The sequence below is a fragment of the Moraxella sp. ZY200743 genome, from assembly GCF_050885545.1.
Lineage (GTDB): Bacteria > Pseudomonadota > Gammaproteobacteria > Pseudomonadales > Moraxellaceae > Moraxella > Moraxella haemolytica.
In genome coordinates, this window is record NZ_CP091313.1 from 24,395 (window position 1) to 50,037 (window position 25,643).

Annotated in this window: 15 protein-coding genes, 2 tRNA genes, 3 rRNA genes and 1 pseudogene; 12 read left to right on the forward strand and 9 right to left on the reverse strand. The window is 44.9% G+C overall.

Annotated features, from left to right (window positions below; all coding sequences use genetic code 11):
• Positions 1 to 125: 125 nt before the first annotated feature.
• Positions 126 to 1,430, reverse strand: coding sequence for a beta-ketoacyl-ACP synthase II (gene fabF, locus L3D27_RS00105; protein ID WP_284673699.1), 1,305 nt, complete (start codon positions 1,428 to 1,430; stop codon positions 126 to 128).
• Between the two features lie 514 nt (positions 1,431 to 1,944).
• Positions 1,945 to 3,153 (reverse strand): anhydro-N-acetylmuramic acid kinase, encoded by a 1,209-nt coding sequence (locus tag L3D27_RS00110; RefSeq protein WP_432481222.1) that lies wholly within the window; start codon positions 3,151 to 3,153, stop codon positions 1,945 to 1,947.
• 229 nt (positions 3,154 to 3,382) lie between these two features.
• Here L3D27_RS00110 and L3D27_RS00115 point away from each other — a divergent pair, with 229 nt between their 5' ends.
• From L3D27_RS00115 to L3D27_RS00145, 7 genes are all read left to right on the forward strand, one after another.
• On the forward strand, positions 3,383 to 3,799 hold the full coding sequence (locus L3D27_RS00115) for a DUF7606 domain-containing protein (protein WP_284673701.1): 417 nt from the start codon (positions 3,383 to 3,385) through the stop codon (positions 3,797 to 3,799).
• A gap of 500 nt (positions 3,800 to 4,299) precedes the next feature.
• Positions 4,300 to 5,831, forward strand: a 16S ribosomal RNA gene (locus L3D27_RS00120).
• Between the two features lie 61 nt (positions 5,832 to 5,892).
• Positions 5,893 to 5,969: transfer RNA gene (locus L3D27_RS00125), tRNA-Ile, on the forward strand.
• Positions 5,970 to 5,973: 4 nt separating this feature from the next.
• Positions 5,974 to 6,049 (forward strand) — tRNA-Ala (locus tag L3D27_RS00130).
• 267 nt (positions 6,050 to 6,316) lie between these two features.
• Positions 6,317 to 9,174: ribosomal RNA gene (locus tag L3D27_RS00135) — 23S ribosomal RNA — on the forward strand.
• Between the two features lie 131 nt (positions 9,175 to 9,305).
• A 5S ribosomal RNA gene (gene rrf / locus L3D27_RS00140) occupies positions 9,306 to 9,419 on the forward strand.
• Together the 16S, 23S and 5S rRNA genes with 2 tRNA genes alongside form the textbook arrangement of a ribosomal RNA operon.
• Before the next feature lie 173 nt (positions 9,420 to 9,592).
• Positions 9,593 to 10,645, forward strand: coding sequence for a hypothetical protein (locus L3D27_RS00145; RefSeq protein ID WP_432481223.1), 1,053 nt, complete (start codon positions 9,593 to 9,595; stop codon positions 10,643 to 10,645).
• 72 nt (positions 10,646 to 10,717) lie between these two features.
• On the opposite strand, the gene erpA is transcribed toward L3D27_RS00145, so the two are convergent.
• Entirely contained in the window at positions 10,718 to 11,050 is a 333-nt protein-coding gene (gene erpA / locus L3D27_RS00150; protein WP_284673703.1) for an iron-sulfur cluster insertion protein ErpA, read from the reverse strand.
• 109 nt (positions 11,051 to 11,159) lie between these two features.
• Here erpA and L3D27_RS00155 point away from each other — a divergent pair, with 109 nt between their 5' ends.
• From L3D27_RS00155 to L3D27_RS00170, 4 genes and pseudogenes are all read left to right on the forward strand, one after another.
• Positions 11,160 to 13,085 carry an ABC-F family ATP-binding cassette domain-containing protein gene (locus tag L3D27_RS00155; protein WP_373628449.1) on the forward strand — a complete coding sequence of 642 codons (1,926 nt, stop codon included), beginning with the start codon at positions 11,160 to 11,162 and terminating at the stop codon, positions 13,083 to 13,085.
• 2 nt (positions 13,086 to 13,087) lie between these two features.
• Positions 13,088 to 13,285 (forward strand): annotated as a pseudogene (locus tag L3D27_RS00160) (DnaJ domain-containing protein); the annotation flags it as partial.
• 539 nt (positions 13,286 to 13,824) lie between these two features.
• The gene (locus L3D27_RS00165; protein ID WP_432481224.1) at positions 13,825 to 14,793 is read left to right on the forward strand and encodes a YheT family hydrolase; all 969 of its coding nucleotides are present in this window, start codon (positions 13,825 to 13,827) and stop codon (positions 14,791 to 14,793) included.
• Positions 14,793 to 15,896: a metallophosphoesterase gene (locus L3D27_RS00170; protein ID WP_284673707.1), complete on the forward strand. Its 1,104-nt coding sequence runs from the start codon at positions 14,793 to 14,795 to the stop codon at positions 15,894 to 15,896. The genes L3D27_RS00165 and L3D27_RS00170 overlap by 1 nt, the downstream gene beginning before the upstream one ends.
• Before the next feature lie 107 nt (positions 15,897 to 16,003).
• Here the strand turns inward: L3D27_RS00170 and dapB are convergent, their stop codons facing one another.
• The 5 genes from dapB to L3D27_RS00195 form a co-directional block, all read right to left on the reverse strand.
• A complete protein-coding gene (dapB, locus tag L3D27_RS00175) occupies positions 16,004 to 16,807 on the reverse strand; it encodes a 4-hydroxy-tetrahydrodipicolinate reductase (protein WP_284673708.1) in 804 nt (267 codons plus the stop codon).
• Positions 16,808 to 16,948: 141 nt separating this feature from the next.
• A complete protein-coding gene (locus tag L3D27_RS00180) occupies positions 16,949 to 20,893 on the reverse strand; it encodes a S6 family peptidase (RefSeq protein WP_432481225.1) in 3,945 nt (1,314 codons plus the stop codon).
• Between the two features lie 613 nt (positions 20,894 to 21,506).
• A complete protein-coding gene (gene dnaJ, locus L3D27_RS00185) occupies positions 21,507 to 22,658 on the reverse strand; it encodes a molecular chaperone DnaJ (RefSeq protein ID WP_432481226.1) in 1,152 nt (383 codons plus the stop codon).
• Between the two features lie 294 nt (positions 22,659 to 22,952).
• Positions 22,953 to 23,930, reverse strand: a complete 978-nt coding sequence (locus L3D27_RS00190) for a DsbC family protein (protein ID WP_284673711.1) — start codon at positions 23,928 to 23,930, stop codon at positions 22,953 to 22,955.
• A 61-nt stretch (positions 23,931 to 23,991) separates the two neighbouring features.
• Positions 23,992 to 24,693 (reverse strand): pseudouridine synthase, encoded by a 702-nt coding sequence (locus tag L3D27_RS00195; protein WP_432481228.1) that lies wholly within the window; start codon positions 24,691 to 24,693, stop codon positions 23,992 to 23,994.
• 82 nt (positions 24,694 to 24,775) lie between these two features.
• On the opposite strand from L3D27_RS00195, the gene L3D27_RS00200 reads away from it, so the two are divergent.
• Positions 24,776 to 25,381, forward strand: a complete 606-nt coding sequence (locus tag L3D27_RS00200; protein WP_432481229.1) for a YigZ family protein — start codon at positions 24,776 to 24,778, stop codon at positions 25,379 to 25,381.
• Positions 25,382 to 25,432: 51 nt separating this feature from the next.
• Here L3D27_RS00200 and L3D27_RS00205 read toward each other — a convergent pair whose 3' ends face one another.
• Positions 25,433 to 25,588: a hypothetical protein gene (locus tag L3D27_RS00205; protein WP_284673714.1), complete on the reverse strand. Its 156-nt coding sequence runs from the start codon at positions 25,586 to 25,588 to the stop codon at positions 25,433 to 25,435.
• Positions 25,589 to 25,643 lie beyond the last annotated feature (55 nt).

A 25,643-nucleotide genomic window follows, 5' to 3' on the forward strand; every position in this document is an offset into this window, starting at 1 on the left:
CCAAACACACATAGAAGGACCAATAAACGCTCAAGAGAGTATTAAAAATAAAATGCACATCACATCCGATGTGCATTTTCATTTAGGTCAATAGCCAGTGGGATAGGCTTTTTTGAATAATGTCATCAGTTTTGCCAGCGGGCAAAGACCAGACTGCCATTTGTACCACCAAAACCAAAGCTGTTGCTAATGGCGTAGTTGAGATTGTTTACTTGTCTGGCTGTATGAGCGATGTAGTCTAGTGTACAGCGTTCATCAGGATTATCTAAGTTGATGGTGGGTGGCAAGGTTTGGTTTTGTAGGGCAAGCACCGTAAAGATTGCTTCAACCGCCCCTGCTGCACCGAGCAGATGCCCTGTCATGGATTTGGTAGAGCTTACCAAGATGTCATCGCCAAAGACGGCTTGAATGGCGGCACTTTCAGCGACATCGCCAGCAGGCGTGCTGGTGCCATGGGCATTAACATATCCAACTTGGTTAGCATCAATACCTGCATCATTTAGGGTATTTTTCATGGCACGCTGTGCTCCTTCACCATTCTCTGGTGGGGAAGTAATGTGGCTTGCATCATCGCTCATGCCAAAGCCAATCAGTTCTGCCAAGATGGTCGCTCCACGAGCCTTAGCGTGAGCTAGGCTTTCAAGTACCAACGCACCAGCACCATCACCAAGAACGAAGCCATCACGGTCCTTATCAAAAGGGCGACTGGCTTTAGTTGGTTCGTCATTGCGAGTGGATAGGGCATGCATCGCTCCAAAGCCTGACATGCCAAGAGGTGTAGAGGCTTTTTCGCTACCACCGACCAGTACTGCATCCAGATCGCCATAAGCGATAAGACGAGCTCCAAGTCCGATGGCGTGTGTTGAGGTGGTGCAGGCGGTTGCGGTGGCAAGGTTTGCCCCTTTTAATCCGTGGCGAATCGCAATCAGACCTGCTGGCATATTAACAATTGCACCAGGAATGATAAAAGGTGAGACCTTTTTTACTCCATGTGTTTTTAAGGTGTCTCGGCTGCTTTCAATGGTGCCAATTCCACCGATTCCAGAACCCATCACGACGCCAAAACGCTCACCACCAACATTGATGGGTAGGCGATCGCCTTTGGTGCTGTCAATCAGACCTGCATGATGCAGTGCCTGTGCAGAGGCAACCTGTGCATAGCACATGAACTCATCATAACGGCGGACTTCTTTGGGGTTTAGATGCTCTTTGGCATCAAAGTCTTTCACCATTCCTGCAATTTGTGAGCGTAGTTCTTCAACAGGTGTGCCATCAAAAAAAGCATCAATCTTAGTAATGCCACTGATACCATGAGTAAGGTTATGCCAAATGGTGTCAAGGTCATTGCCCACTGGTGTGATAGCCCCCATGCCAGTGATGACGACACGCTGATGGTCTGGACGCTGGGAGTAAATGATTTTTTGTGTCATGGCGATATTCCATTAAAAATTGACTTGGCATCAAGTGCCAAGAGTGCATTCATGTTTTGTTACAAATTGCCTTATCTTAGCATGATTTTTTAGTGATGAAAAGTTTACAAGTGTATTTTTATGCTAATGGGTTTTATTGATGTTATTTGTTTGGTTGCATAAAATATCGTAGGTCTGTGCCGTGCTTTATCCGAAAACAAGACAATAAGCCATTGAGTTATTTAGAAGATGCTGAATTGATAGGACTAATGGGTATCTGCTAATGAGTACTTGACTTGCTTTTACCCTTGATTGTTTGAGCTGTTTTGACCGTATTTGACAAACTGAGACAGCCCATAAGTTTGATGAATGCTCTTTATTATCAGATGATGGCTTGTTCAACGCTCACTGCATTAAGAATCATGTTTAATCCAGTGAATATAGGCTTATTTATTGGTAAAGTTGTCATCATGCCTTAAAAATAAAAACCGCAATTTATGTTATGCGGTTTTTGTTTTATGAAACGATAAGTTATTTAAGGAAAGCACACCTGACCTAGCACCACACTTTGACTTGCACCTGTTACACTTGGCAAATTGCCAGTACGCAAGAGCATGGTTTGGCGAGCTAGCCAAGCAAAGGCTAAACTTTCAACAAGCATGGGCGGAATACCCATGTCATCACTCAAATGAATCTGCCAATTAGGCAGATGAGTGGCAAGTCGTTCTATGAGATAGTCGTTTAACGCACCGCCACCACAAACGACCAGCTTGCCGTGCTTGGCAATTTGTAGTAGTGCATGAGCAACGCTGACGGCAGTCAAATCAATGAGCGTGGCTTGAACATCAGCGGCGGTGTAGGGAATAGGATTTGTCTTGTCAAAGATACTTAGTTCTTGGTCAAGCCATGATAAGTTAAACTCTTCTCGTCCTGTGCTTTTTGGATAAGGTTGCCCAAAAAATGGGTGGGTTAATAGCTGACCAAGTAAATCGGGGATAATTTGCCCAGTTTTTGCCCAGTTGCCATCTTTATCAAAATCTTTCCCAGTATGGCGTTTACACCAGCCATCAAGCAATAGATTGGCACAACCTGTATCAAAGCCAATGGTTGCACGCTCGCCGTTAGATAATAAAGTAATGTTGGCAATACCGCCTAGATTTAGCACGGCTTTTTCGCCGTGTTCGTCAAAGTTGTTAAAAATTGCTTCGTGAAATGCAGGAGTAAGTGGTGCTCCTTGACCACCCACCGCCATATCACGGCGACGAAAATCACTGACGACAGCGATGCCGGTGCGTTCAGTCAATACATTTGGGTCGAGCAATTGGAGGCTAAAATGCCATTTTGGGCGATGACGCACCGTTTGTCCATGACAACCAATCGCACAGACGCTCTCGGTCTCTACTTTTGCCTTATGAAGCAGCTCCAGCACCACAGATGCCGCCAACTCACCATAAAACACACTCGCCCAGCCAAATACATCAAGCTCGCTTTCAAAAGCAAGACAATTTTTCTGAATGTAGTCGCTCACACCATTAGGTACAGTAAGAGCCAGTAGGGCGGCTTTTAGGTCGTCAGGAAAACGAACGCTATGGCTTTCAATGACCACAGGACGCTCATCATCGAATCGACACAAGACCGCATCCAAAGCATCTAAGCTTGTGCCGCTCATCATGCCGATGAAATAAGGCTGATTGTCTATGTTTGCCCAGTCTAAGGATTCGTGTTGTAGAAACTCGTTCATCATGATTTGCCATCGCAAAAAGTCAAAGCATAGCAAATTTTCCAAGAAATTGTAATCATCGTCGTAAAATGTAATGATTTTTTGCAAAAAAGGGATTTTTGGGGTCCAATATTGCTTGGTAGCAATAAATTTTAACCATATTGTGCTACAAACCCTCGCTTTTTAGACCTATAGTTTCATCATGGAACAGTAAGGCTCCATATTCTGTGTATTGTCACTATAAGGAACAATAATGAAAGCTCTAAAAACAATCGCCCCAGTTCTTGCCCTTGGTTTGGCTTTTGCAGGTACTGCACACGCACAAACGATGGACGCTCGTCAAGCCGATGCGACAGCAACCAAAGTTCGCCAAGTAACTTACCAATGCAACGCAGGTGGCAGAGTTACGGTCAATTTTGGCTTTAATAAGCACAATCTGCCAACTTTCGCCGAAGCTCGTTTGGGCGGTAAGACTCGGTTCTTGCCAATCAACTTGTCAGCATCGGATAATGTAGACACCAATTTTGGCGACGAGAACAGCTGGAACATCAGCACCGATGCTTTGACATTGAACAACTACCACAAGTCTAGCTTGATGGTACAAGATTCAGACTCAAGCATCGCTTACAAAAATTGCCGAGTCGTCAGCACTAAGAGAATTAAAGGCTGACAGTCAAAAGCCGATGTTGATTCTACAAAAAACAGCCCACACCCGGGCTATCCCCCCTTAAAAAACCCCATAAAAACCAATCACCTACAAACTTTCTACCACATTCTTAAAAAAACCCCTTTACAACCAAAAAAATCAAGGTATAATACCCACCACTCAAGCACAGCAAGTCATAAAAAACTTATTTAAATTCAATAAGTTAAAAAATTTGAGACGAGAATTAACAAATCTCAAAAAAACTTTAAAAATTTTTAAAAAAAGCTTGACACCAAATAAAAACAGCGTATAATACGCACTCATTCGCTGGACGACAACGAATGACACTATTTAAAATCCAAACTAAAGAACAACTTGTGTGGATTTTTGCTAATACAAGATAATACAAAAATTATCATTTATCAAGCAAAAATACTCAAAGTTAATTCATTTACACGATGAGCAAATTTGCTAGTAATAAATGAGCCAAGATTGACCCACTTAATGGGTTACTTAGAAAGATTAAACTGAAGAGTTTGATCATGGCTCAGATTGAACGCTGGCGGCAGGCTTAACACATGCAAGTCGAACGATGACGCTCTAGCTTGCTAGAGAAGATTAGTGGCGAACGGGTGAGTAATGCTTAGGAATCTGCCTATTAGTGGGGGATAACGTAGGGAAACTTACGCTAATACCGCATACGTCTTACGAGAGAAAGGGGGCTTTTAGCTCTCGCTAATAGATGAGCCTAAGTCGGATTAGCTAGTTGGTGGGGTAAAGGCCTACCAAGGCGACGATCTGTAGCTGGTCTGAGAGGATGATCAGCCACACTGGGACTGAGACACGGCCCAGACTCCTACGGGAGGCAGCAGTGGGGAATATTGGACAATGGGCGAAAGCCTGATCCAGCCATGCCGCGTGTGTGAAGAAGGCCTTTTGGTTGTAAAGCACTTTAAGTGGGGAGGAAAAGCTAGTTGCTAATACCAGCTAGCCCTGACGTTACCCACAGAATAAGCACCGGCTAACTCTGTGCCAGCAGCCGCGGTAATACAGAGGGTGCAAGCGTTAATCGGAATTACTGGGCGTAAAGCGAGCGTAGGTGGCTGCTTAAGTCAGATGTGAAATCCCCGGGCTTAACCTGGGAACTGCATCTGATACTGGGTGGCTAGAGTAGGTGAGAGGGAAGTAGAATTCCAGGTGTAGCGGTGAAATGCGTAGAGATCTGGAGGAATACCGATGGCGAAGGCAGCTTCCTGGCATCATACTGACACTGAGGTTCGAAAGCGTGGGTAGCAAACAGGATTAGATACCCTGGTAGTCCACGCCGTAAACGATGTCTACCAGTCGTTGGGTCTCTTGAAGACTTAGTGACGCAGTTAACGCAATAAGTAGACCGCCTGGGGAGTACGGCCGCAAGGTTAAAACTCAAATGAATTGACGGGGGCCCGCACAAGCGGTGGAGCATGTGGTTTAATTCGATGCAACGCGAAGAACCTTACCTGGTCTTGACATACAGAGAATTCGCTAGAGATAGCTTAGTGCCTTCGGGAACTCTGATACAGGTGCTGCATGGCTGTCGTCAGCTCGTGTCGTGAGATGTTGGGTTAAGTCCCGCAACGAGCGCAACCCTTTTCCTTAGTTACCAGCGATTTAAGTCGGGAACTCTAAGGATACTGCCAGTGACAAACTGGAGGAAGGCGGGGACGACGTCAAGTCATCATGGCCCTTACGACCAGGGCTACACACGTGCTACAATGGTAGGTACAAAGGGTTGCTACACAGCGATGTGATGCCAATCTCAAAAAGCCTATCGTAGTCCGGATTGGAGTCTGCAACTCGACTCCATGAAGTCGGAATCGCTAGTAATCGCAGATCAGAATGCTGCGGTGAATACGTTCCCGGGCCTTGTACACACCGCCCGTCACACCATGGGAGTTGATCTCACCAGAAGTGGTTAGCCTAACGCAAGAGGGCGATCACCACGGTGGGGTCGATGACTGGGGTGAAGTCGTAACAAGGTAGCCGTAGGGGAACCTGCGGCTGGATCACCTCCTTAACGATATTATCTGATTAGCAAGAATTCACAACAAGTTGTTCTTTAGTAAGATGTTTAAAACGGGTCTATAGCTCAGTTGGTTAGAGCACCGTGTTGATAACGCGGGGGTCATAAGTTCAAGTCTTATTAGACCCACCATATTGGGGTTATAGCTCAGTTGGTAGAGCGCCTGCCTTGCACGCAGGAGGTCAGGAGTTCGACTCTCCTTAACTCCACCATATTTAAACATCAAAAGCATACATAAGCAATTTGATAAGAGATTTCTTATTTATGCTTTAACTTTATGAACTGACGAAGTTCATATCATTATTTAACAACGAAAATATGAGTCTGGGTTAATTATTTAATTCCAACAAATAATTAACCATTCCAATCACACTCCACTTCTTTTATAGAAGGTGATTGGATAAAGTAAAGAGAACTGAATCAAGCGTAAACATAGGTAAATCGTTACACATTACCCATAAGACCCCTTGGGGTTGTATGGTCAAGTAATGAAGTGCACATGGTGGATGCCTTGGCAGTCAGAGGCGATGAAAGACGTGATAGCCTGCGATAAGCGTCGGTGAGGTGGCAATATCCTGTGACCCGGCGATTTCTGAATGGGGAAACCCACCTATCATAAGATAGGTATTCTATTCTTTGGATAGAAGGCAAACCGGGAGAAGTGAAACATCTCAGTACCCCGAGGAAAAGACATCAATTGAGATTCCCCAAGTAGCGGCGAGCGAACGGGGAGGAGCCGATCAAATTTACAGTAGCAAAATGGCGTGGGAAAGCCAACCATAGTAGGTGATAGTCCTGTATGCGAAACTGTTTATGAGACATATTAAGTAGGGCGAGACACGTGAAATCTTGTCTGAAGATGGGGGGACCATCCTCCAAGGCTAAATACTCCTGACTGACCGATAGTGAACCAGTACCGTGAGGGAAAGGCGAAAAGAACCCCTGTTAGGGGAGTGAAATAGAACCTGAAACCGTGTGCATACAAGCAGTCGGAGCGGACTTGTTCCGTGACGGCGTACCTTTTGTATAATGGGTCAGCGACTTATATTCTGTAGCAAGGTTAACCGTTTAGGGGAGCCGTAGGGAAACCGAGTCTTAATAGGGCGTCTTAGTTGCAGGGTATAGACCCGAAACCGAGTGATCTATCCATGAGCAGGTTGAAAGTGCCGTAACAGGCACCGGAGGACCGAACCCACTGTCGTTGAAAAGCCAGGGGATGACTTGTGGATAGGGGTGAAAGGCTAATCAAACTCGGTGATAGCTGGTTCTCCCCGAAAGCTATTTAGGTAGCGCCTCGGACGAATACCATTGGGGGTAGAGCACTGTTTCGGCTAGGGGGTCACACCGACTTACCAAACCGATGCAAACTCCGAATACCGATGAGTACTATCCGGGAGACAGACGGCGGGTGCTAACGTCCGTCGTCAAGAGGGAAACAACCCAGACCGCCAGCTAAGGCCCCAAATTCCTAGTTAAGTGGGAAACGATGTGGGAAGGCACAGACAGCTAGGATGTTGGCTTAGAAGCAGCCATCATTTAAAGAAAGCGTAATAGCTCACTAGTCGAGTCGGCCTGCGCGGAAGATGTAACGGGGCTCAAACTAGGAGCCGAAGCTGCGGATTTAATTGTTTCAATTAAGTGGTAGGGGAGCGTTGTGTAAGCCTGTGAAGGTGTATCGTAAGGTATGCTGGAGGTATCACAAGAGCGAATGCTGACGTGAGTAACGACAATGCGAGTGAAAAGCTCGCACGCCGGAAGACCAAGGGTTCCAGTCCAACGTTAATCGGGGCTGGGTGAGTCGACCCCTAAGGCGAGGCCGAAAGGCGTAGTCGATGGGAAATTGGTTAATATTCCAATACTTGTTTATGATGCGATGGAGGGACGGAGAAGGTTATGTCAGCCTGGCGTTGGTTGTCCAGGTGGAAGGATGTAGGTAGGTTTAGTAGGCAAATCCGCTAGACTATTACTGAGATCTGATAGCAAGCCAGTTTACTGGCAAAGTGGCAAATACCATGCTTCCAGGAAAAGCTTCTAAGCGATAGTCATAAACAAATCGTACCCGAAACCGACACAGGTGGTCAGGTAGAGAATACCAAGGCGCTTGAGAGAACTCTGCTGAAGGAACTAGGCAAAATGGTACCGTAACTTCGGGAGAAGGTACGCTGCCGATGGTGATAAGACTTGCTCTTTGAGCTGTTGGCAGTCGCAGATACCAGGCTGCTGCAACTGTTTATTAAAAACACAGCACTCTGCAAACACGAAAGTGGACGTATAGGGTGTGATGCCTGCCCGGTGCTGGAAGGTTAATTGATGGGGTTAGCGTAAGCGAAGCTCTTGATCGAAGCCCCAGTAAACGGCGGCCGTAACTATAACGGTCCTAAGGTAGCGAAATTCCTTGTCGGGTAAGTTCCGACCTGCACGAATGGCATAATGATGGCAGCGCTGTCTCCAGCAGAGACTCAGTGAAATCGAAATCGCAGTGAAGATGCTGTGTACCCGCGGCTAGACGGAAAGACCCCGTGAACCTTTACTACAGCTTTACATTGAACTTTGACCTAACTTGTGTAGGATAGGTGGGAGGCTTTGAAGTGGTGACGCCAGTTGCCATGGAGCCAACCTTGAAATACCACCCTGGTTATGTTGGGGTTCTAACTTAGATATAACAGTATCGAGGACAATGTATGGTGGGTAGTTTGACTGGGGCGGTCTCCTCCTAAAGAGTAACGGAGGAGTACGAAGGTGCGCTCAGAACGGTCGGAAATCGTTCAAAGAGTATAAAGGCAAAAGCGCGCTTAACTGCGAGACCCACAAGTCGAGCAGGTACGAAAGTAGGTCTTAGTGATCCGGTGGTTCTGTATGGAAGGGCCATCGCTCAACGGATAAAAGGTACTCTGGGGATAACAGGCTGATACCGCCCAAGAGTTCATATCGACGGCGGTGTTTGGCACCTCGATGTCGGCTCATCTCATCCTGGGGCTGAAGCAGGTCCCAAGGGTATGGCTGTTCGCCATTTAAAGAGGTACGCGAGCTGGGTTTAGAACGTCGTGAGACAGTTCGGTCCCTATCTACCGTGGGCGTTGGAAATTTGAGAGGATCTGCTCCTAGTACGAGAGGACCAGAGTGGACGAACCTCTGGTGTTCCGGTTGTTTCGCCAGAAGCATTGCCGGGTAGCTACGTTCGGATGGGATAACCGCTGAAAGCATCTAAGCGGGAAGCCCACCTCAAGATAAGATTTCCCTAAAGAGCCGTTGTAGACTACGACGTTGATAGGTTGGGTGTGGAAGCATGGTGACATGTGTAGCTAACCAATACTAATTGCTCGTTTGGCTTGACCATACAACACCCAAGTGGTTTAAAACCATTTCATGTGTTGTATAAGTAAGTGTAAAGATTTTACCTAACAAGCTTGAATCAATCTTGAATAAAAATAAAAAAACAGACTCATACAGCGTTGTTAATCCTTTTACGCTGACGACAATAGCAAGATGGAACCACCTGATCCCTTCCCGAACTCAGAAGTGAAATGTCTTAGCGCCGATGGTAGTGTGGTTCGCCCATGTGAGAGTAGGTCATCGTCAGCATCTTATTTCAAACCCCTCACATTGGAAGATGTGGGGGGTTTATGTTTGGGGTTGGGTTTCATATTGTTACTTTAAGTGTACTAAAGGCATACTGAAAATTCATGAGAAATCATTTACAATGAATTAAATACTAAGGTATTGTTTTTATTCACTTTTTATAGGTTTTAGTAATTATGAAAATTCATACAACAGTGGCTAGACGCCCATCTTGGCGTGGTATTCTTGCAGGACTTTTGATGGGTCTTGTGGTTTCTATGATGATGTTAGCCTTAGCATTGGTGCTAAGCTCATTTTTATCGCTAGATCTTCGCGGTGCAGGTATTGCAGCGGGCATTTATGCTGCCGTAACCGCTTTATTGAGTGCATTTGTGGCTGGCTTCTTTGCTGTCAAAGCCTCCGCACCAGAAGCCTTATTTGGTGATGGTACTGACATTCTACCAAAAGATGCAACATTGACAGGCATTCTGACCGCAGCTGCGATCGTGGTGATTACTTCTGTTTTTGCAATGAACAGCGTATCAGGTATTGTAAGAACTGCAGGAAATGCGGTTGGTACGACAGCAAGTGCTATAGGTGGGGCTGCTAGTGCTGTAACCTCAACAGCTGCTACCGTTGCCGGTGCTGGTGCGGTAGCTGCTAATTCAGATGGCAATCTTGCAGGCCGTGCAGAAGAGCTGTATCAAAAAGCAACTGGTAACATCAATCGTCAAGATATTGAAGCATGGGTTGCCAAGAATAATGATGCTTTTAATCAATCGCAAGTACATGCAACGGTGAATGTACTAGAAGATATGTTAAACAAAACTCGCAATGATGTCGCTCAAATGGATTTTACCAATCTTGATACTTGGAAAAATATTGATGAGTATGCTAAACAGCGTGCAGATGAGATTGAGACTGTATTGACTGGCGATGAATTGATTGACCGTTTACAAGCAGAAGGTCTAAATCAAGCTCAAGCTGTTGAAGTTCAACAAGAAACATTAGCTTCTTATCACGAATATCTTGATAATACTAAGCAAGCCGTTGCTGATGCTCGTGCAACCATGAAACAAGCATTGCAAGTTGCCGAAGATACTGCTCGTAAAGCAGCTCTATACTCTGGTCTTTTCTGGTTGATAAGCACGCTATTAACTTTCTTGGCAAGCATCATTGGTGCAAGAACAGCTGCCGCTAATTATAGACTGTCTGTCTCACCAGTAGTATTGCGTGATGAGCGTAAATAATTCATGATTAAATCAATAAAACCTGCAAGTTAGCAGGTTTTATTTTTGATCTAAATTTGACTAAAAATCGCCTTAAATTGAAAAAGACGATCCGCAACCACAAGTGGTGGTGGCATTAGGGTTGTTAACCACAAAACGAGAACCTTCTAGCCCTTCAATATAGTCAATGGTCGAGCCATGCAAGTACTGATAACTTAGACTGTCTACAACTAAAATTGCATCGCCATTTAAAAAAGTGGCATCATCTTCTTCAACTTCTTCAGCAAAGTCAAAGCCATAAGAAAAACCTGAGCAGCCACCACCTGTAACATAGACTCGTAGCATGAGCGAATCATTATTTTCGGCCATCTTTAGTTTTGCTAACTTTTTGGCGGCATTGTCCGTGAGTGTCATGAGATTGTTCATTGTCGTCTCTGATTGTTTTTGTGTTGGTATTATATCATAATCGGCAAGATTTTAATTATACAAGGAATGTCTCTGTTATAATAGATGGCAAACTGTTTGGAAGTATCTTATGATTGATTTTAAAAATGTGTCGGTTCGCCGTGATGGCAGGTTGCTGTTTAGCGATGTCAATTTACAGCTGCACAAATCGCAAAAAATTGGTCTGACAGGCAATAATGGCACAGGTAAATCCACCTTGTTTGCTACTTTATTGGGCGAGCATCAGACGGATGTGGGCAGTGTTGAGATGCCAAGTGATTGGCAGATTGCTCACATGGCACAAGAAGTGCACGCAACTAAGATACAAGCGATGGATTATGTGCTGTCTGGTGATGGTGAATGGTATGAGTTAAATCAAAAATTACAAAATCAATCGGCATTGTCCGCCGAAGAGATTGCTCCTATTTATGGGCGGTTTGAGGAGATTGATGGCTTTCGTATACCGACTAAGGCTGCACAGATTCTCTCAGGTCTTGGCTTTAGCGATGGTGATCACACTAGAGAAGTGGCAACTTTCTCTGGTGGCTGGCGGATGCGACTCAATCTTGCTCGTACACTCATGCACCGTGCTGATGTTTTGCTACTTGATGAGCCGACCAACCATTTGGATTTGGATGCGATTTTGTGGTTGGAAGAGTGGCTTGCTAAGTTTGATGGCTTGATATTGTTAATTAGTCATGATAAGGATTTTTTGGATGCGGTGGTGGGACATATTTTGCACATTGAGCAGGGCAAGATTACGCTGTACTCAGGCAATTATAGTCAATTTATTCGTACTCGTGCCGAACGCCTTTCTCAGCAAGCACAAGCCTATGAAAAACAGCAAGCAATAAAAGCACATTTGGAGAATTTTATCCGCCGTTTTGGGGCAAAAGCAACCAAAGCCAAACAAGCCCAAAGTCGTGCCAAACAGCTAGAGCGTATGGCTGATATTGCCCCCGTGATGGCGGATTCAGCTTTTAGTTTTGAGTTTTATCCGCCAAGTCATATGGCAAGCCCATTGATTGTACTGGATAATGCCACCATCGGTTATGACAAACCGCTCATGACAAAGGTAAATTTACAAATCACGCCTGAAGTGCGTTTGGGTATCTTGGGGGCAAATGGTGCGGGAAAATCAACCCTAATTAAGGCGTTGGTTGGCGATTTGCCATTGCTTGGTGGTGCATACAAGGTGTCAGAAACTTTAAAACTTGGGTATTTTAATCAGCATCAGATGGATGCGTTAGATGGCAATGCCACGCCGATGATTCTGCTTCGTAGGCTAGCAGGGGCAACCTCAGATGCTGATTTACGGGCATTTTTAGGGAGTTTTGATTTTCGTGGCGAGAAGATTGATACGCCGTGCTATCTTTTCTCAGGTGGTGAGCGTGCCAGATTGACCCTAGCACTCATCGTTTGGCAGCGTCCGAATGTACTGGTGCTTGATGAGCCAACCAACCATTTGGATTTGCAGATGCGAGATGCACTCATGCTTGCTCTACAAAATTTTGAAGGGGCGTTAATTTTGGTATCGCATGACCGTGGATTGATTACTTCAGTTTGTGATTCTCTCATCTTGGTAGCTGATGGGCGAGCAGAAGAATTCGCTGGCGATATGGTTGATTATGCTGAGCATCTAAGACACGCAAGATTACAAAGGCAAGCTAAGACGGTCAGTTTAAATACGCAAAACAAAGTTGCCAATCAGACATTAGGGCTGTCCAAAGAAGAAAAGCGTAAACTGGCGGCTCAAAATCGTGCCAAGACTGCACCACTGCGTAAAGAAATAGAAAGGCTGGAAAAACAGCTAGACAAACTTTCTGATGAGCTGAGTCGTGTTGAAGAAACCTTGTCCGACCAAAGCCTATATGATGATGCTAATAAAGAGAGGTTGTTGTCTTTGTTATCTGAGCAATCTAATTTACAATCTGAGCTTGGCGAGGTAGAAGAGTTACTACTTTTGGCGATGGATAAGCTTGAGTGCTTAGAGCAGTCATTAGAACAAGGTGGCTAGTGATGAAACATGATGTACCTGTTGATTATTATGCGGTTTTGGGTGTGTCAAAGTCAGCAAGCAAAGATGAGATAAAGCGTGCTTATCGCAAACTTGCCACACGCCATCATCCTGATAGAGTGGGAGAGGGTGGTGAGATTGTGCTTATCAATGAAGCCTATGCCACTTTAAAAGATGTGGAGAGTCGTGCCAGATATGATGCTTATCACACCATTTATTGTAGTGTGATGGGCAAGGCGGTTCATCAAATTGGAAAAAAACTGCAACAATCGCCCACAGCTATGGCAAATCTACAAAAAGCCCAAATCAAGGTGCATCAGCTGATGCGTGCCACCGAGCGGCGTTGGCAGACATTGGAGTATGATTGGCAGCATGATAAGGGTGCTTTTAAAAATGCTAAAATCTTAATAGATAAAGCATGGACGATGTTCAAGCAAGCCCAAAGCCACACCAAACAACAAGCACTGCCTGTACTTGTCATTAGTGCTGATGTCGCTATGCATGGCGGACAAGTTGGCTTTGTGCATTTTGGTAGGAATATTCGCACCACGCTACCTAAGGGGTTATCAGATGGCTTGCAGGTTAAACTTGTCATTGATGGTGCGGAGGCATGGTTTGTAATCAAGGTGTCTGATGTATCATGTTGATATGGACGGCTGTGGTTAGGTGCGTATTGAAATTTAGCAAAACCTTGCCTTGATGGATTTATAGATTTGTTTTTTAAGGAATGATAAGAGAGATGATGAATACAACTTTTGCTCCGCCTTTTTGGCTAAAAAACCCACACATTCAAACAATCCTACCAAAATTTTTGGTGAAAGATGCACTTGATTATGAACGCCATCTTTACAAAGACAGTTTGGATGAGAGTGATGTGGCATTTGATTATCTACTGGCGGATGATGTCTTGGTAGATGGTAAATACCAAAAACCGTTGGTTGTACTGTTTCATGGCATGGAGGGTTCAAGCCAAAGTCATTATGCACGAACGCTTGCTAAGCAGGTGCAGACGGCAGGTTTTCATTTTGTGGTGCCTCATTTTCGCTCGTGTGGCGGCGTGGCGGTATCTGGCAAGATATTTTATAATGCAGGCGATACTGCAGAGTTACACCATTATTTAGGTATCTTAAAACAGCAATATCAGACCATCTATGCGATGGGCGTGTCTTTAGGTGGTAATGCCCTTGCCAAATACATGGGCGAGTATGGCACTGATGCCATCTGTGAGCGTGCGGTGGTGGTGTCTGCTCCTGTGGACTTGGCGAGTGCGTCGATTGCGATGGATCGACTGCTTGGCAAAAAAATCTATACGCCATATCTGTTAAATCCTATTATTAAAAAAGCACTGGACAATCAGATTACTGCTGATGAAATCACTGCTCTAAAGCGTGCTAAATGTATGGGTGATTTTGATAATATATTTACCGCACCTCGCCATGGTTTTGTCTCTAAAAATGATTATTATCGTCAAGCGTCCGCTTTGCCTTATTTAAAGGAAATAGTCAAGCCGACACTCATCATCACCGCTAAAGACGATCCGTTTTTGGGGGTAACGGCGGAGCGTGGCGATGTTTCATCACAAGTTGTTCTGCTAACTACCGAGCATGGCGGTCATATTGGCTTTATTGATTATGATTATGCTACTCGTGCATTTTGTATGGATTATATTCCAAAGCGGGCATTGGCATTCTTTGAGGGTTGTGTGTGATGCGAATGCTATTTTTGGTGGTCATTGTCATTTTATTTCAGCTGTTTACTTTTATTGTCGGTCGTGGGCTTGAGTGGTTGGTGCGCCCGTATGTCGCCAAGCCTAGACGATGGATCACGCCGGCGTTCTTTGTGGTGAGTAATGTGTTTTTGGCGGTGTTGTTCTTCGGTCAATTTCGCCTTGGTGTGGGCTATCTGGCGGTGTTGTGGCTTGGCGTGCTAACCGTGATGATGGTGGTTTTGGCATCGTTTATCTTGCGTAGGTTATCGCTTGATGGGCGGTTTTCTACCGTGATTAGGGTATTTGCTGTTTTGGTGTTTGGTGTGTTGGTGGGGTTGTCAGTTTATAATGCCTATACACCGACCGTGCGATATCTGTCGGTGCAAATTGATAAACCGATGGCAAAGCCTGTACGCATTGGGTTGGTATCAGATTTACATTTGGGCAGTCTGTTTGGTGCCAATCAACTAGATAGACTATCTGAGTTATTAAAAGATGAGCGAGTTGACCTATTACTCATGGCAGGCGACATCATGGACGATGATACAAAAGCCTATGACGAACAGAATATGGCGGCGGCGTTTGCACGAGTGGTTACAGCTACCACAGATGGCGTAGTAGCAAGTTTGGGCAATCATGATTTGTATGATACCGATGCTTACCTTGATATTGTTCAGGCGATCCGTGAGGCAGGAGCGACTTTGCTTGATGATAAGGTTGCGACCATTTATGCAGGCGGTGTACCACTTTCTATTATTGGTCGCTTTGATGATCATGTGCTTAATAGACAAAGCAGTGATGAGTTGTATGGTCAGCTTAGTCAGCAACAACAGTTACAGCCTGTAATCCTGCTTGATCATCGTCCCAGTCAGATCGATGAGAATGTCAAGTTGCCCATAGATTTGCAGGTGTCGGGACATACGCATAATGGGCAGTTGTTTCCTGCCAATTTTATTGTAAAAATGCTAAACCGTGTTGCTTATGGGTATAGACTCATCAATGGCACACACATCGTGGTATCATCAGGCTATGGTTTTTGGGGCATACCTTTGCGTTTGGGCAGTCAGTCAGAGCTATGGGTGATTGAATTGTCAGGTAAGTAGGTCTTATTCATCAACCGCAAAAAATTAAAGAGTAAATAAAAAGCGTTTTGATAATGAACGCTTTTTTATTTACTTGATAACCTAGTCAAAGCTGTGCAAGCCAGTATTTAACTGGCTTTTAAACCTAAGACATCTTGCATGTCGTACAGACCTGCTGGTTGCTTGCTTGCCCAAATGGCAGCACGCACTGCCCCTGCAGCGAAAGTTAGGCGACTCATTGCTTTGTGTGTGATTTCGATGATTTCGCCATTCATGATGAACTCGACCGTATGCTCACCGACAATCTCACCGCCACGAATGGCGTGCATACCAATCTCGCCTTGACTGCGTTTGGTCGCACCTTGACGACCATGAACAAGGGCGGTTTTTAGGCTTTGCCCACGAGCGGTGGCAACCGAATTTGCCATCATTAGGGCTGTGCCAGACGGTGCATCAATCTTATGTTTGTGGTGATGCTCAATAATCTCAACATCAGCATCTAACCCCAATACCTTGGCTGTGGTGGCAAGTAGATTTAGGCTTAGGTTGACACCTGTTGAGAAGTTGCCTGCATAGACGATGGGAATGGTTTTGCTTGCTTCTTGTAATTTGGCTTCTTGTTCATCACTAAGACCAGTTACACCCATCACAAGGGCGGTCTTATGGGTAGTGCATTGAGCGAGTACTTCATCTAGTGCTTCAGGTAAGCTAAAGTCAATGAGTGCGTTAATTCCTGACACATCCAGCGTGCTTAGAGCAACGCCATTTTTGCCTGTCCCAATAAACTCACCGGCATCTACCCCAATGAGACTTGAGATACCACGCACAAATGCACCTTTTAGGGTGGTGTTTGGATTGTCTTGGGTGGCTTGTAGTAGCATTCGCCCCATGCGACCTGACGCACCCATGATGCCGATATTTAGGCTATTCATGCTTTGTCCTTATATTAGATGATTTGATGTGTTTTGATTATAACAAACCTTGTGTGGTTTTTCATCAGTATCTGTAAAGAAAAAACCGATGAAAAACCAAAAAATCTCGCCAAAATTGATGTTTTGGTGAGATAATGGCAATTACCAAGTATAGCCCAATCGGATACCTGCTTTGGTTTGCTTATCTGTTTCGTCACCATAATGCTGTTCAACCTGCACGCTGGCATTTAACAATCCTCGTTGCACCATCACACCAACATTGGCATATTTATCATCGCCAAAGTGTTGTGCAAAGCGATGATTATTGACCGATACCACACCCATTCCTTGATTATGCTGATAACCCAAGCCGATACTTGGGGTGATGGTCAATGTGCCATAACTTAGGGCGGTTTGTAGCTGGATATCGCCACCAATTTGGTTGATATGCGTGCGGTCTAGTGCGATATTTGCCCCATTGAGATGATAATTTGCCCCATCAAGTTTGTGATGGCGAGCATAGACGCTTGGTAAGATTACGATTTTTTCGCCAAATTGATGATTAATGCCTATGCCAACGCTTGAAAAATGACGCTTGTTATGATTGCTTGCCACTACGGCATTGGTGCGACCAAAGCCTAAATCCAACATAAAGGCAGTATCATGCCAATGATATTTGGCAAAAATATTAGCAAGCATGCTGTTTTGTTCAGTATGCATACTATCAGCCAGTTGAGCGGTACTGTTTTGTTTCGTGATGGCGACGCCGTAGCGTAGATTGTCCGTTTGGCGACTTAAGCCAAGCTGTTGACTGTTGGTTTTGCGGTCATATGGACGGTATAAATTGCTTTGATGCGTGCCTTGACTATGATCAGCTTGCAACCAGATACCGCTCAAATTACCATGTAAAGTCTGACTTAGGCGATGACTCAGCGATAAAATATCGTACGCCTGCAATGATAAATCTGACAACGCAGCATTGGTATAACGGCTGATGATGTCAGCTTGTTTTTGTTGAGCTAAACGCTCACGCTCTGCTTGTTCAGCCTTAGCCTTTTCTTCTGCTTCACGAGCTAAACGCTCTTTCTCTGCTTGCTCTTTTGCTAAGCGTTCCGCTTCTAGTCTTTCTTTTTCGGCTTGTTTGTCCAATTCTGGATTGTACAAATAGAACGCTTGTGCGTCATTGCCCAGCGTATAACGGTACGCTCCCAAATCCACAGCACTGTTCGCTAGTGTTATGGTCGGGTTGTTTTGGTTGCCCAGTGTCTTGATGAGTGTGAGCTTGCTGTTTGGGGCGGCAGGTTCTGCACCGTCATTGGCAATGTGCAAAGTGTGCTGACCTGCGGTCGTGCCATGCACCACAATCTGATCGCCCAGTAGGTCTTTGATGCGGGTGCGATAATAAATCTGGCTACTGCCTGTCAAATCGCCCAAAACATTTAGGGTGTGAAAGTCGCCATCTTGGCTGAGTTTGATGGCACCACTGTTGAGTGTCAAATTGCCAATCGTGCCATTTTGATTCATCTGCCATTGACTATGATTGAGTTTTAGATTGGTGTTTTGAGAACCCAAGATAGAACCTGTCCAATCGGTGGCGGTCAAGGTTGCCCCAGCGTTGCCATCAAGATGGACATCGCCTTTCAAGACGGTATCTACTCGATGAGTTTGCTGGTCGGTAGGCGACAGCGTTTGGCAGTCAATCAAGCCGTTATAGTCTGAGCGAACGCACAGTTTGCCCTGACTGTTTGGCAAAAATCCAATGTCAAATTTGGCATTGTTTTTCCCCACCAAATTGGCATAGATGGCATTTGCCCCTCGTGCCGACATGACGGTGGCGTGATTATTGGCGTTGATGGTTTTGGCAGTATATTGTGTCTCTACCCAAGTGTTTTTATTGGGGTCAAAATCTTTTTGGCTAAGATGGTCAAACGCCTTTGGTGTGGGTCTGCCCGCCAAAATAAGTGTGCCATCTTGGGCGGTCAAGTCATTGACAAAACTACCGCCTGTCAGTAGCCATTTTGCCTGTTTATTTGTGGGATTAAAGACGACATTAAGCTCGCCTTGTTGTTCTGTATTGCCCAACTGACCTGCAAAAGCGGTCATCACGCCTTGACTGTCCAGCAAGGCTTGTTTGGCATTTTGGGCTTGCGTGGCATCACTGCCCAAATCGATGTAGTTGGCGGTATTTGCCCCAGATTGTCTGTCCAGATGGGCATTGCCAATGACGGCATAATGTCCGTTTTCATCCTTGCCAAAGACAAAATCACGAGACGAACGCCATGTCAAAGTAGAAGCCGCTTGGGTGTTGTTATTGATGATTTTGGCACCGTCGTCAACATTGTGCAGGTAGTCGGTGGTGATGGATTGACCGTTTAAATCTAGCACACCGCCTTTGTGTCCAAAACGAAAATCGTTGTTTTTGACTTGGTTGGCACGGTTGAGAATGACTTGACCACGACCGCTGGTCAGCTCTACATATTTGGCAGCTTGTCCGTCTTTATCCAGCACAACCGTGCCATCGCCCACGCTGATGCCGCCTTGATTGTTGCCTTGCCCACTGATGGTCAGCGTGCCAGCACCCAGCTTGGCAAGATATTCGTCGGTTTGTCCAAGCTGGCTGTACACAGTGATTTTTTCTTTGATACCAACTTGGTAATCCACATGACTACCATCGCCCACATAGATACCACCGCCTGTGTGCGTCTTGTTATCGCCTGTGATGAGCAGGTTGGTTGGTGCGTCTGTACCAATATAAAGTGAGCCGCTTTTTTGATCAATGTCGCTGGTAAGTGTTAGTGTACCACTGGTGTCAATGTACACATCTTTGTGTTTTTCTACCAAAGTCTCGTTAAGCTGTGTGTCATCCTCTTTCTGTTGCCAGACCAGCGCGTCCGATGTAAGGGGGGCTATGGCATTATTGTATTCGGTCAGTTGTTTGAAATATGGGTCAAACAGGGTGTATTGGTCGCTATACGCATTGACTCGGTTGATGCGGTCTTGGTTGGTCGCACCGCCATTGCCACTTTGTACAAAACCGATCAATTCCCATTGCTGGGTCAGTTTGTTAAATCCATAAAGACCGCTGCCGCTATCACCCGGCTGAATGGCAGCAGCTAGGGGCAGACGCTTGCCATCTGGTGTGACGACAGGGGTGTCATTGGCATCATAAAATTTGCGATAATCGGTGTCTTCGCCAGTCAGATAAAAGGACAGATTGTTGACATCGGTGTTGTTTTTGCTGTAATTGACAGAAAGTTCTGGTTTTAGGGCAGGGGGCAGACCTGCGGTCAAAAATTCATATACAAAAGTATTTGTGCCCAAGTCTGTATGATGTGGGTACACGCCTTGGAATGATACAGGATCACCTGTGTTTGGGTCTACCATTTCTAGCACGCCAGCACCCACATGAACAAAAGCACTGTAATTTTCTACCTTAAAGTTGCCCATGTCATCTAGGCTTGGTGTCGGTGCGGTTTCGGTAACTAGCTTGTGCAAGCGTGGTAGGGCAATGTCATACACAGAGTTTATGTTATAATATGCCCAAAAATCATTTTCTAGGTTGTTAGAAGTTGCTTCATCTTCGGTCTTGATGATTTTGCGATTGTCAAAACCTGCTGGGTAGCGATTTGTATGCACACCGTGTATATTGAGGTCTTTTTCCATGTCGTTGCGTTTGACGACAAAATAGTGATTTTTTGGGGCGTGATGACTGTCATTTGCCCCAAAGCTCAGTCCATCGTACACCAGTTGCAAATTGCTAGCGGCGGTGTTGGAACGATCTTTGGCAAATTGTTGATGGTCTTGCCCGAGCAGTACATGGGTCGGATTGTGCTGTACTGTCCCTGTTAGCTGTGGTGAGATGAGCGTAACCACGCCAGATTTGGTATTGGCGGCACTAAAATCAGGCACGGGCACACCTGCTGGCAGTAGCGTACCGATGATGTCGCCATTTTTGTTGCGAATCACAATGTCGGTTGCACCAGCTACAAATTCGCCTTTATTTTCGGCAAAATCTCGATAGGTTTGCAAATCAATGTCATCACGAATACTAGAAGCATGGGCAATATGGCTGGCAATGGCGGTGGCAAGAAGGGTGCGTTTTAGCATAAAAAATCCTTTGTTGAATCTTATTAGGGAAAATTTTTTGTTATTATTCAATAAAAAATACCCAAAAGCAAGACAGACAATCTGTAAAACTTCACTTTTTGCAAAGATTGGGTAAAAACCCCCCAACGATTGCTGGGGCTTGAAGTGATGGGGTCTGTTAGCTCGACAAAAAGATGATACAAACAATTTTAACTTTTACAAGTTAAAATTGATATAGACGGCGTTGTAAAAATTATTTAATCACTGTTGCATAAAGTGCGGTTACCAAAGCTACCTAAGGATATAATGTTGTTTTCTTATTAATATTTGTTTGGCTTGTATTTTAGTAATTCTTGCCTTGCGTTCTTTAGCTTCGACCTCCAAGTGTTCAACAATATTTTTCTAAGCCACCTATGCGGTGTGCTACTAGATATTTTATATAAAATATCTTATGTAATCAAGGTTTATGGTGTGATATATTAAAAAGACCAATATTTTTTTTGTTTATTGATAAACCCTTGATTTTATTTTTAAAAATTATAAACAATAAGTGTCCACATATTGATTTTTGGTGAGTGATGGACTGATTGCAAAATTGAAAAAGCACGGCTTGTTACCGTGCTTTTTCAATAGATTAGTCAAACAAATCTTTGACATCATCTTTTATTTTATCAAAAAAGCCTTTTTTCTTGGCATTGGCAATATTTTCCTTGCCGAGACTCGCTTTGAATTGACGCAACAGCTCTTTTTGTTCATCACTTAGGTTGGTTGGGGTCTCAACGATGATACGACAAATTAAATCGCCCACCATGCCACTGCGTACAGTCGTAACACCTTTGCCACGCACTCGTAGCAGTTTGCCAGTTTGAGTGCTTTCAGCAACTTTGATTTTTAGGCGACCATCTAGGGTTGGTATCTCAACTTCATCACCTAAGGCGGCGGTGGCTATATCTACAGGAATATCCATGTGCAAATCCGCACCGTTGCGGGTAAATATTTCATGATCTTTGACATGAATCTCTACATACAGATCGCCATTTGGCATACCAGTATCGCCTGCCTCACCTTTGCCTGCTAGACGCACACGGTCGCCATTGTCCACACCAGCGGGAATGGATACCTCTAGAGTCTGAGATTTTTGTTGTTTGCCTTCGCCATGACAGTCTGGGCAAGGGTTCTTGATGGTTTTGCCAGTTCCATGACAGTTAGGGCAGGTCTGTTGCATAACAAAAAAGCCTTGCTGTACACGCACTTGACCATGACCGCCACAACTGGTACAAGTAACGATGTCGGCGTCTGATTTCGCCCCTTTGCCATGACAGGTGGTACAGCTGACCGATGCACTAAAGTTGATTTCTTTTTTACAGCCTTTAACCGCTTCTTCGAGTGTTAAAGCCAGTCGGTATAATAGGTCATTGCCCTTGCTAGCACGAGAGCTACGAGAACCACCAAAAAAGTCGCCAAAACCACCACCGCCGAACTGTCCAAAAATATCGCCAAAGATGTCGCTAAAATCGCCACTAAAGCCACCTGCACCACCAAATCCGCCATTATTCATGCCTTGTTCAAAGGCGGTATGACCCATGCGGTCATAACTGGCACGCTTTTGGGCATCGGATAATACCTCATATGCCATCGTGGCTTCTTTGAATTTTTCTTCGGCACTTGGGTCGTCTGGGTTTTTATCGGGGTGGTATTTCATTGCCAGACGGCGATAGGCTTTTTTGATTTCTTTCTCGTCTGCTGATTTATCCACACCTAGGACGGTATAAAAATCTCTACTCATGTTAATTCCACAATATCAAGATAGTTTTGCCTTTAATGGTGGTTGTGTCTGTTTTATCAAGGCAGATGATAAGAAAAATTAAGAAAATTATGAAAATGAAGCAAAGCGGGTAGATGTGTCATTCACCAACACAGGCTGAGTTGGTGAATGACTAAGTTGAACCAAGCAGTAAAACCACAAAAGGATAATCAACCGGGCTGTTGTGAATAGGTTGCTTGTTTATCAGCCATATTAAAAAATATGCCCAATTCATCAATGGTTCGTTGGATGATTGATGACATCACCAATCGTTAGCTACTGGGCATTGACAAAATCAATCAGCTCGCTTGTGTCAATCTGTCCTTCAAAGAGTGTGCCGTTTTCATGAAAAATGGCAGGCGTGGCAAAAATGGCTAAGGCGTGGGCGATCTGTTGGTTACTGGCAAGTTTGTTGTCTAAACTTTGACAATCTTGGGCGGTGTGAATGTCTTTCATGGCAGCACTTAATAGTGCAGCTCGCTTGTCATTATCAGATTCGCACCAGATTCTAGCCATAGGAACATGCGACTCATCATAGATGGGGTAGCCGATGGCCTTGACGGTGATGCCTTGACTATTTAGTTCATGGATTTTTTCATGAAAAATCCTGCAATACGGACAATGAATGTCAGTGGCCACATATAAAGTAGCATGGCGTTGACCTTTGGCAGGGTAGGTGGTTAAGGCTTGCTCATCAAGTTGGGTAAAAACATGGCGGTTTTTGGTGAGTTCAAACTCATCATCAAGACCTGCTAAGCGACCATTTTTGATGACAGAAATCTCTGAATTGATGAAATATTTGCCATCACTACTCACCAAAAAGGTCGTGCCACTACCTGACACGCCCCACAGTAGTCCATCAACATTTGTGTGATAAAACATACTTTGCTCATTGATGTTTTTTAGAGCGGTCATGTTGTTCAGTAAGGCGGTTTTATGGGTGTTGCTGATGGGTGTACCTGCCTTTCCTGAGCTGATTTGTCCATTGATGGGGGTGATTGGGCTTGGGTTTGGTTCGATGTTGCCACCAATGATGTAGCTTAGGTCATCAGTGATGAGTAGTGGTTCTTGATCACCTGCCAAACGAATCTGTGTGAGTGATGTGATGGGGCTTGGGCTAATATCTGCAATCGGTACAATCAGCCCTGCATCAAAGAGCGTACGGCGGATATCGTCATGCGTTGGTGCGGCGTTGGCGGTGTGAATGCTTGCCATGATAATGAGACTTGCAAGTATAGACTTGATGATGTTCATAGATTTCATATGTGTTACTAATAAATATTGTGCGTAAGTGTTTAATTGATGATATTGACTATTAAAACTGAACCACTTCTTCTGCTGTCAAAAATCGGCATTCGCCCATCTCTAGACCGTCTAGGTTGATTGCACCGATACTGGCTCGGTGAAGCTCGATGACTTTATTACCAAAATACGCCATCATGCGTTTGACCTGATGATACTTGCCTTCGGTGAGTATCAAAGTAGCGTGTGTCTCATCGCTAAAAGACAGCTGAGCAGGACGAGTTTTAACATCATCACCTTCTAATAAGACGCCATTTGCCACCTGCTTGATGGCGTTCGCTTGTTCATCGGCAGTCATGGGGTCGGCAAGGGTGAGTTCATAGCGTTTGGGCTGATGGCGTTTGGGGCTAGTAACTCGGTGTAGCCACGCCCCATCGTCTGATAGGAGCAATGCTCCTGTGGTATCAACATCAAGCCGTCCTGCGATGCGTAAACTTGATACTTCTGGCACAGCGATCAGCTCGGTTACGATGGGGTATTCTTTGGCTTTTAGGGTGCATTCAAATCCATCTGGTTTGTATAGCAGAATGTAGCGGTTGCCGTCCGCCACGGATAAGGGTTCGCCCGCCCACAACACTTCATCATCTACGCCAATGTGCGTGCTACCATTTTTGTTGATTTCGTCATTGATGGTAACCTCGCCTCGGTGGAGTATCTTTTTGCACTCACTACGAGACAGCCCAGTCGCTTTGCTTAGAAATTTATCAAGTCTCATGATTTTTATCGCTTAAATAAAGTAAAATAATGGGTTAAAATAGCCTTAGTCTATCATATTTACCCAGATTAACAAATAAAAAATGACCTATCACACTCCTGCTATCCCCTGCCAAGCTGTCTATGAAATCAAAAAGAGCGAATTTCTCGCCTTTGCTTATCCCATTAACAATAAAAGCGATATCATGTTTCATGTGGAACATTTACGCCAGACCTATCCTGATGCTCGCCATCATTGCACCGCTTATATCATCGGTGATCCACATAACACCACATCGGCAGGCTTTGATGATGATGGTGAGCCAAATGGTACGGCAGGAAGACCGATTTTAAATGTTTTGCAACATAAGGGCATTGGTAATGTGTTGGTCGTGGTGGTGCGATATTTTGGGGGGATTAAGCTTGGGGCAGGGGGGTTGACTCGAGCCTATGCGACCGCAACACAACTGGTGGTAGATGAGATGACACTGACCATCTTTGTGCCTAAATCTGTGCTGACCGTTGCCACCACCTTTGCTCACGAAGCCCAAGTTCGTTATTTGGTTGGGCAAATGGACGGTGAGATTTTATCGGTGGATTATGGTGCTGATGTCGTGATGAGTGTGCAGATGGATAGCGAAAAAGTGAGTGAATTTGGCGGTGGTCTTGGGGTTTATGGGTTGCTTTTGGACGAAGAGAGCGAAGAATAAAAAAATCCTTTAAAATTCGCATCTTAAAGGATTTTTTGGTGGGGTTATTGATTAGATTTTACATGCACCGCCTTCACAATCATCAATAGCGGTGTCGCTGTCAAAACCGCCACTGACTGCACTGTCGGCAAAGTCGCCTAGCATGACATCAAAGTCTAGTTCATCAAAATTGACATCAAGTTCATCGGATTGGGTTTGTGCGTTCATAACATACCTTTAATGTTTGGTCAAATCTAAGAGAGTGATTAGTGAGCCATTATAT